A 7,548-nucleotide genomic window follows, 5' to 3' on the forward strand; every position below is an offset into this window, starting at 1 on the left:
CAGTTTCTGCTGGAAACTGACGACGGCCACGATGACTTCCCGCTTTCGCAATACGCGATAGATATGGACGTAGCCGGCGAAGGCCTGCTCGTCACTTACTGGACAGAGTAGTTAGCGGCCGGCGATCTGAGGGGGGCGGTAACTCGCATACTGGATGTCCGTCTCCCACACTTTTACTTCGTCGACTGCGGCTGCCGTTTCGGTCCGCAGACCGCGGTGGATCTCATCGAAGAAATACCGCGCGATATTCTCCGCGGAAGGGTTCACATCGTCGAACGGCGCGACCTCGTTCAGGAACTGATGGTCGAGCCGCTCAATCGCCCCGCGAAGCAGGCGCTTGAGTTCGACAAAGTCGACCAGCATCCCCGCATCATCCAGCTCCGGACCGCTCACTCGCACCTGCACGCGGTAGTTATGGCCATGCACGTTTTCACATTTGCCGTGATAGTTGCGGAGCGCATGAGCCGCGGCGAACGTCTGCTCGACGCTTACTTCAAACATTGAGAAAGGTTTCCACGTCTTTGAAATGGGTTGTAAACGCGTAGTCGGGCAGGGAATCGAAGAACACCTGGCCGTAACGCTGCTTCGTAATTCGATTATCCAGCAGGACCAAAACGCCGCGATCGCGAGCGGAGCGGATCAGGCGCCCGAAGCCCTGCTTCAAAGCGATCGCCGCTTGCGGAATCTGGTAGTCGTAAAACGGATTGCCGCCCGCATCGCGAATGGCTTTGACGCGCGCTTCCACCACGGGATCGCTTGGAACCGCGAACGGCAGGCGGTCGATAATCACGCAGCTGAGCTGTTCGCCGGGAACGTCGACGCCCTGCCAGAACGATGATGTTGCGAACAGGACGCAATTGGGAGTGTTCTGGAATTCTTCGAGTAACGCGCCGCGCGGTCCCGTCCCTTGAAGCAGCACCGGGTATTCGAGCGCTCGCGAGACACGCTCATGCGCCAGCCGCATCTGTCCATAGCTGGTGAAGAGCACGAAGGCGCGGCCCTGCGACGCGCGCAGGATGCGCACGATCTCATCGGCGGCGAGGGCCGGGAAGCCGGGCGTGCGCGGGTCCGGGAGTTGCTGCGGGACATACAGGAGCGCTTGTTTCGAGTAATCGAAGTGCCCGGGAACGATGAGGGACCGCGCGTTTTCGAGTCCGAGACGGCGTTCCGTGAACTCGAAACTTCCGGCAACCGCGAGCGTTGCGGAGGCAAGCACGACGGTCGGTACCGTATCGAATAAACGCTTCGTTAGAATCTGCGATACATCGATCGGCGTGGCCTGCAGGAAACAGCCGCGGCCGCGGCGCTCGATGTAGTAAACGAATTGCGGGTCATCGCTTTCCAGCAGGAATCGCAAGCTGTCGCGAAGTTCGTTCGCGCGGCGTATTAGGGGGGAAACTTCGGCCGGTGCGTCGTTGATCAACTTCAAGTGGGAGCTTAGAAGCTCCAGAGCCGCCAGCAGATCCAGATAGCGGCGCTGATTGGCCTCGACGAATGCCGCTCGCCCATGAAACGCCGCCCGGCCTTCTTCGTCCGGCAACAAGGAGAAGAAGTGGGCGGATTGCTCGTCCAGACGCTCGAGCACGCGGTCCAATTCCGCCGACCCGAACTCTCTCATGCGCGACATCACCGCCGTATCGCGGCGCAGTTCCTGAAACCGGTAATTGCTGACCTGAACCCCGAAATATTGACCGGCGATGTCTTCGATTTCGTGCGCTTCGTCGAAGATCACGGCCTGATATTCGGGAAGAATGCCGGCGAACTCATCGTTTTTCAACGCGAGGTCGGCGAAAAACAGATGGTGATTCACGATGATGATGTCGCTCTTGCCGGCTCTTTTGTACATCTCGGTGACGAAGCACCGATCGAACTGCGGGCACTTCTGACCGGCGCACAGATCGCGGCGTGCATCGACCTTCGACCACGCGGCGCTCTGCTCCGGTAAAGTGCGGATCTCGGCGCGGTCGCCATGCACCGTGGTCTTTTCCCACTCGCGGATGATCTGGAAATCCGCGACCTCTTCCCATCCGCTGAACACCGCCTGACCGGCATCGGACTCGTAGATCTTCTGCCGGCAGGCGTAGTTCGCGCGGCCCTTGAGATAGCAGACTTCGATGGGCTGCTGGATGTGGTCGCGCAGGAAAGGGATGTCTTTGAAGAAGAGCTGCTCCTGCAGGTTCTTGGTTCCCGTAGAGATGATCACGCGCTTGCCGGACTGGATGGCGGGGACGAGATAAGCGAGCGTCTTCCCCGTTCCCGTGCCGGCTTCGACGAGGAGATGCCGGCGGTCGAGCAGCGCGGATTCGACGGCTTCCGCCATCTCCACCTGGCCGCGCCGGAACTCGTAATTGGGATGCCATTGCGCCAGAGCTCCATAGGGTCCGAAGAAGCGGTGTGCGTGGGATTTCGGGGAGTCGGATTTGCGCACACGGCTGATAGCCACTAACCCGATGTTACTTTGAACTGATGCCTGAGGAGTTACCCACTGTCGTAATCGTAGGCAGACCGAACGTCGGTAAGTCGACGCTGTTCAATCGGATCACGGGCGAACGGCGGTCGATTGTCGGCGATGAGCCGGGCATCACGCGCGACCGCATTCACGGCATCGCGGAGCACGATGGGCGCCGCTTCGAGGTCATCGATACGGGCGGGATCGTGGTGAACGACGAGGAGTATATTCCGAGTCAGATTCTGAAACAGGCCCGCGTCGCTCTCGATCACGCTTCGCACATCATCTTTCTGGTCGACGGGCGAACGGAGATTGCGGCGCCGGATCGCGATCTCGCGCAGATGCTGCTCCGGCTGGGCAGGCCGGTGACCTTGGCGGTGAACAAGTCCGACACCATCAAGCAGGACGCGCTGATGCATGAGTTCTACCGGCTGGGGATCCGTTCGATGTATCCCGTGTCGGCGGAGCACGGGATCGGAGTGGACGAAATGCTCGATCATGTGACGCAGGGGTTCCCCGAAAGCGCGGCGCCGGAGCATCTCCCGCAAATCAAGGTCGCGATCATCGGACGGCCCAATGTAGGAAAGTCGACGCTGCTGAATGCGCTGACGGGGATTGACCGGTCGATCGTGTCGCCCATCGCAGGTACCACGCGCGACGCGGTCGATGAAACCGTCGTGCAGAACGGGATCGAGTACGTCTTCGTCGACACGGCCGGAATTCGGCGCAAGGGCAAGACGACGCTGATGGCCGAGAAACTGAGCGTCGTGATGGCTCGCCGTCATATACGGATGGCGCATATCGTTTTGGTGGTTCTGGATGCGACGGAGGGGGTGCTTAGTCTGGACGCGACCATCGCGGGCTACGCGCATGAGGGCGGCCGCGGCGTGATCTTAGTGGTGAATAAGTGGGACCTGATCGGCGAAGGAATGAAGCGGAAGTTCGAAGCGGACTTACGCGACGAGCTCAAGTTTCTGGAGTACGCGCCGGTCACGTTCGTATCGGCCAAGAGCGGCGACGGCGTGAAAGGTCTGTTTCGGATGATCCGCAAGGTAAACGACGCGGCGTCGCTGCGGGTGACTACCGGCGAGTTGAACCGCTTCCTGCAGGCTTTGGAGTTTGAGGAGCGGAAGATCCTGTACATTACTCAGGCCGGGGTTCGGCCGCCGACCTTTGTACTGTTCACTGACAAGAACACGCCCCTGCACTTCTCGCACGAGCGCTACATCGCGAACCAGATCCGCAAGCGCTTCGGGTTCGCGGGCACGCCGATCGTGGTGAAAACGCGTGCCCGCAATGCCGCCAAACGCGCCCGGACGCGGAAGAATGCGCGTTAGTTCTTCGGCGTGGTGGTACTGACTACATTGCTTTCCGGACCGCTCAGCCCGTCGGTGATGTAAGCCTTCACTTCGTAATAGTAGGTGGTTTGCGGTCGCGCGCGGGAATCGGTGTAAGTTGTCGTGGTAACTCCGGTGGCGATGTAGGTCATGTCGGTCGAGGAAGTACCTCTCGATATGGTGTACCCCGCGATGCCGTAATCCCCGTAGGAAGCGGTCCACGACAGCGACACGGAGTCGCTCGTCGTCGCGGTGACCTCAAGGTTGGAGGGCGCCGTGGGCGGAGTTGTGTTGACCGTTACCACGGCAAGAGCGTCGGAGAACGGCGAATAATTTCCGGAAGCGTCAAAAGCCTGCACCCGGTAATCGTAGGTAGCGCCCGGGGTTAATCCCGTGTCGACATAGCTCCAGGCGTTCACCTTCGCGATCGGCGTACCGTTCCGAAAGACAGCGTATCCAGCGACGCCGACGTTATCCGTGTCCGGCGTCCATGCTATTTGGTCCTCCGTCGAACCCGTCGCTGTCAAAGTGGGCGCCGCGGGAACGGCAGGCGGGGTTGTGTCGGGCGCGGAAAGCAGCAGCGATTCCAGAAAGGTTCCGGTTGAGGAATATCGACCGGCGTTCAAGGCCGTGTTGGCCGCCGTATAGGAGTCGGTGAGGACCTGGCTGCTGCTTAGGCTTCCATCCTCGGTGTAGCTTACGTAAGCGTTGAAGTAGTGCGACCAGAACGGGCTGATGAATGTGAATTCGTCGGCTTGCCCGAGGTCTTTCAGGGTCGCGAGGAACTGTTGATCTTCAGGAGCCCAAAATCCAAAGGGGTTCCGGGCTTCTATCGTCGGGTAAGTCAACACGCCTAACTCGTCGTTGGCGATTTTCCAGTCCCAGCATTCGCTCATGCCAACCTGCTTTCCGGCAGCGTGGGCCATCTGGGCCCCGGTGGCCGCGTTCTGCAGGTAATCGTTGTTGACTGGATAGAGGTGCATATCCAGGAAGTCGATCGGTTGAAGCAGGTAGTTTTGAATGTACTCAGTGTATTGACCGAGCCAGGTACCCGCGCCGGCTCCAATGGAAACATTGGTCACATTGCCCGATTTCAACGTGGTCAGAATCCATTTGAGGAGATTGGTGCTGCCGTTAAGAGTTCCGGCGTTCGTCTGACCGCTGTTGGTCGCCTCGGAATCAGGTTCGGTAAGAACGGTCATGTAATCCGGCTGGATGAGTTGCGCTATATTCAGCGCGTTGCCGGCGCGAGCGGCTAAATATTGCCGCCAGTTCAGAGACGCGTAGAATGACTCGTAGTCGCTGACCAGATTGCCGGTAAGTGCGCTCCCGACGGTAGTTTCGACGATCAGCTTCATGCCGCGGGAGTGGACATCCTGAACAAGCTGCTGATAAAACGAGACAAACTGCTGATAGAGAGTCGGGCTGGACGCGTAGAACGGCTCATACAAGATAGGCATGTCGATATGGACCGTCACGGCCTGAGCGCCCAGCGCCTGCAGCGAAACGAGTTCGGGCTCGACCGATAGAGTGTAGTAGTCGGTAGTCAGCAGGTTCGTATATTGATCGGACGAGGCCGCCAGTAGCTGCGGCGAAGTCATATAGGAATATGGCGCGCCATTCCATCCCGAGCGTACCTGCGAATCGAAGGTAGTGAGCTGGGTGTTTATGAGGGTGTAAATGGCCTGATATTCCGACGGAACGTTGTTCTGCGCGAACGCGCAGACGGCTGACACAAGGATACTAAATAACAAGCGACTCATTCGGGCGTAGGTGTCCTCTAGGTGTTAGTTAGCTGGAAAGAAAGTCTCTTTCCAGAAAACAACACATAAGTGCGCACTATAGAACTAAGTGCGCATGATTGGGTTTAGTGTGAATAACACCAATCCACCCAAAGAAGTTGCCTACCGCATTCGAATTTTGGCGGGAATGTTACGTTAATTTTTGGTTATGAAACGAAGGTTTTACAACCAACTTAGCCGCTCATGGCCGATAGGAATTCAGCGTTGGACCGGGTCTTGCCCAGTTTGTCCAACAGGAGTTCCATACTCTCCACCGGTGAGAGCGGATTGAGGACCTTGCGGAGGATCCAGACGCGGTTCAGTTCCTCGCGCGGCATCAGCAACTCTTCCTTACGGGTGCCGCTCTTGTTGATATCGATGGCCGGGAACACGCGCTTGTCGACCAGTTTGCGGTCGAGGTGGATTTCCATGTTGCCGGTGCCCTTGAACTCTTCGAAGATGACATCGTCCATACGGCTGCCGGTATCGATGAGCGCGGTTGCGATGATGGTCAGCGAGCCGCCTTCTTCGATGTTGCGAGCCGCGCCGAAGAAGCGCTTGGGGCGCTGCAGCGCGTTGGAATCGACGCCGCCGGAGAGTACCTTACCGGAGGGCGGAACGATGGTGTTGTAGGCGCGCGCGAGGCGGGTGATCGAATCGAGCAGGATCACGACGTCTTTCTTGTGCTCGATCAGGCGCTTGGCCTTCTCGATGACCATTTCGGCTACTTGCACGTGGCGCGTCGCCGGTTCGTCGAAGGTGGAAGCGATCACTTCGCCGCGCACGGAGCGCTGCATGTCCGTGACTTCTTCGGGGCGCTCGTCAATCAACAGAACGATCAACGTTACTTCGGGCTGATTGACGGTGATTGAATTGGCGATGCTCTGCAGCAGCATCGTCTTACCGGTGCGAGGCGGCGCCACGATAAGACCGCGCTGGCCGCGGCCGATCGGCGTCAGCAAGTCCATCACGCGGCCGGAGAAGCCGTCGCGAGTGGTTTCCAGCTTGAGCCGGGCGTTGGGATAGAGCGGCGTGAGGTTATCGAAGAAGATCTTATTGCGCGATTCCTCCGGCGGTTCGAAGTTGATGGCGTCGACCTTGATGAGCGCGAAGTAGCGCTCGCCTTCTTTCGGGGGCCGAATCTGGCCGCTGATGGTGTCGCCGGTTCGCAGATCGAAGCGGCGGATCTGGGACGGGGAGACGTACACGTCATCCGGGCCGGGAAGGTAGTTGTATTCCGGGGCGCGGAGGAAGCCGAAGCCGTCCGGGAGGCATTCGAGTACGCCTTCGGAGAAGATGAGCCCGCTCTTTTCAGCCTGGGTTTGCAGAATTTTGAAGATGAGTTCCTGCTTGCGGAGGCCCGCGCCGCCGGGAACCTGCAGGTCCTTGGCGACCTGGTTCAGCTTCAGAATGCTCATGTCCTTCAGTTCGACGAGATCGAGCGTCGGCGAGCCGGTTTTGCCTTGCTGCTGGGCGCCGCGGCTGCGACGCAGTCCCTGTTGATTGGGACCGGGACCCTGTTGGGTGATCGCCACGGTCGAGGCGGTTGGACCGCCTTCGGCAGGTGTTTCCGGCGCGCTTTCCACCGGAGCGGACGGCGGAGCGCCGTTGGTTTGCGGCGGCCGCTCATTCCCGTGACGTTCCGAGTTCTGATGATTGCGGTCGCGCCGTTCGTGATGATGCTTTTCACGGTCGCCGCCCTGGGCGCGAGCGGCCAGAGTGGTCTGACGCTGGCCTTCGCCACGATTCTGATGGGGCCGGTTCTCGGGTCGCGGCGAGCCGGACAGGGTGTCCGCACTGCTATTGGCGCTACCGATTTCCGGGGAGGTGCCGTCTGTTGCGGGGCCGGCCGTAGCCGAAACGTCACTTGTGTCAGGCCGGCCATCCGCCTGAGGCGCTTCCCTGGCGGGAATCTCCGGTGCAGTCTCTTGAGGCGGGAGGATTACATCTGTTGTGTTGTTGCTATCGCTTGCCAAATTTC

Annotated in this window: 5 protein-coding genes; 1 reads left to right on the plus strand and 4 read right to left on the minus strand. The window is 59.4% G+C overall.

What is annotated here, in order from left to right:
* Positions 1-111 precede the first annotated feature (111 nt).
* The gene (queD, locus tag H1Y01_RS14930) at positions 112-501 is read right to left on the minus strand and encodes a 6-carboxytetrahydropterin synthase QueD (protein WP_180541308.1); all 390 of its coding nucleotides are present in this window, start codon (positions 499-501) and stop codon (positions 112-114) included.
* Positions 494-2,443 (minus strand): ATP-dependent DNA helicase, encoded by a 1,950-nt coding sequence (locus H1Y01_RS14935; RefSeq protein ID WP_219341573.1) that lies wholly within the window; start codon positions 2,441-2,443, stop codon positions 494-496. The genes queD and H1Y01_RS14935 overlap by 8 nt, the downstream gene beginning before the upstream one ends.
* 23 nt (positions 2,444-2,466) lie before the next feature.
* Here H1Y01_RS14935 and der point away from each other — a divergent pair, with 23 nt between their 5' ends.
* Positions 2,467-3,786 (plus strand): ribosome biogenesis GTPase Der, encoded by a 1,320-nt coding sequence (gene der, locus H1Y01_RS14940; protein WP_180541309.1) that lies wholly within the window; start codon positions 2,467-2,469, stop codon positions 3,784-3,786.
* On the opposite strand, the gene H1Y01_RS14945 is transcribed toward der, so the two are convergent.
* Together H1Y01_RS14945 and rho are read right to left on the minus strand one after the other, a co-directional pair.
* The gene (locus H1Y01_RS14945) at positions 3,783-5,549 is read right to left on the minus strand and encodes a fibronectin type III domain-containing protein (protein WP_180541310.1); all 1,767 of its coding nucleotides are present in this window, start codon (positions 5,547-5,549) and stop codon (positions 3,783-3,785) included. The genes der and H1Y01_RS14945 overlap by 4 nt on opposite strands.
* A gap of 212 nt (positions 5,550-5,761) precedes the next feature.
* Positions 5,762-7,285: a transcription termination factor Rho gene (gene rho, locus H1Y01_RS14950; RefSeq protein ID WP_180541312.1), complete on the minus strand. Its 1,524-nt coding sequence runs from the start codon at positions 7,283-7,285 to the stop codon at positions 5,762-5,764.
* Positions 7,286-7,548 lie beyond the last annotated feature (263 nt).

It is taken from the genome of Nevskia soli (assembly GCF_903970205.1).
Classification (GTDB): Bacteria; Acidobacteriota; Terriglobia; order Bryobacterales; family Bryobacteraceae; genus Bog-113.